Here is a 1,643-nt window from a genome sequence, read left to right on the forward strand (position 1 = left end):
GCAAAAAATGCCGCTTAAGCCGTTCACCTTTGGATTATGGCAACCCAAGTGCACACAAGCACTGCGCTTATGGCTCAGCACCTTGATAGTTAACCCCTTTGTCGCCGCTCCCTTGCTGGCCGACGTGGCGGTAACACAAAATGTGATAACGGCAACCGAGCCCAGCTTAAGCTCCCTCCCCCAGCCGAAGGACAGTAAACATCTCCCCCTCGGCACGCTCCTCGATAGCCAAGGCCAGCCCCTTGGGCTTCCTCATCGCAATCAAAGCGCGCTTGAGTACAGTGCTCCTCAGTTAACCACGGATGCCACCTCGCCCCCGCGCGGCGCTAAGCCTCTGCGCGCCCATTCATCTAAACCGTCTCGGGCCAGTAAAATAACATCCTCCCACAAGCAATCTGCTAACGCTAAGCTCCTCAGCCGCCAACACATCGCCAACGATCCCAGTTGCCGCTGGCTAGATAACCGCCTCAATCAACTCGAATCCCTGCATCGCAGCCAACTCAACCATCCCGGCCAATATCATGCCCAAGAGCTCCACGCCCGCCAGCAAGAATGGCGATGCCTGAAATGCGGCGCAGAAGGGCCTGCCCAGGCGGATTATGCTCGCTGCCAATATCGGCGCGATACTGCGGCACAATAAAAACTGCGACAGCAAGGCTCGGCGAGACACCGAGAAATGGGATAGCGCAAGAGGGCAAGTAGCCAGATTTAGCTAACATATCAACTCGCTAGCACCAATGTCGCAATAGGCTGGTCTGCAACGTCAATCCCCCCTACAATGAGCCCTAACCGTTTACATACCTTATCCTTGAAGTAATATGGAGAAACTCATGGCCCAACATTTTGACTATATCTGCCTCGGTGCTGGTAGCGGCGGGATAGCCTCAGCAAACCGCGCCGCCATGCGTGGCGCAAAGGTGTTACTCATTGAGGCCAAACAGGTTGGCGGCACCTGCGTCAACGTGGGCTGCGTGCCTAAAAAAGTCATGTGGTATGGCGCGCACATCGCCGAAGCCATGAACCTCTACGCCAAAGACTATGGATTTGATGTTTCGGTCAACAAATTCGACTGGAACACCTTAGTCAACAGCCGTGAAGCTTATATCGGTCGCATCCATGAAGCCTACGGCCGCGGCTTTACCAATAACAAAGTCACCTTGCTCAATGGCTACGGCCGCTTTGTGAATGGCAACACCATTGAGGTGAATGGCGAGCACTACACGGCTGACCATATCCTCATCGCCACCGGTGGCGCGCCAACCATCCCTAATATTCCAGGTGCCGAATACGGCATTGATTCCGATGGCTTCTTCGCCCTGCGCGAACAACCTAAACGTGTCGCGGTAGTCGGCGCTGGCTATATCGCCGTTGAAGTCGCGGGCGTGTTACACGCACTTGGCAGTGAAACTCATTTATTGGTACGTAAACATGCGCCGCTGCGTAATTTCGATCCTATGCTGATCGACGCCCTCGTCGATGCCATGAAGACCGAAGGTCCAACCCTGCACACCCACAGCGTCCCACAATCTGTGGTCAAAAATGCCGACGACAGCCTGACTCTGAACCTCGAAAACGGCGAAAGCGTAACCGTCGATTGCCTAATTTGGGCAATTGGTCGCTCACCCGCTACGGGCAATATCGGT

At 54.8% G+C, this 1,643-nt stretch carries 2 protein-coding genes; both read left to right on the forward strand.

Annotated elements, in window-relative coordinates; translation table 11 throughout:
• Window positions 1-640: hypothetical protein (locus ACRCZA_RS16450; RefSeq protein WP_438675457.1), on the forward strand; the 640-nt coding region annotated here is incomplete at its 5' end.
• Between the two features lie 190 nt (window positions 641-830).
• The coding region (locus tag ACRCZA_RS16455) for an FAD-dependent oxidoreductase (RefSeq protein WP_438675458.1) at window positions 831-1,643 on the forward strand (813 nt) is incomplete at its 3' end.

Source organism: Shewanella sp., from assembly GCF_051658185.1.
In the GTDB taxonomy this organism is placed as follows: Bacteria; Pseudomonadota; Gammaproteobacteria; order Enterobacterales; family Shewanellaceae; genus Shewanella.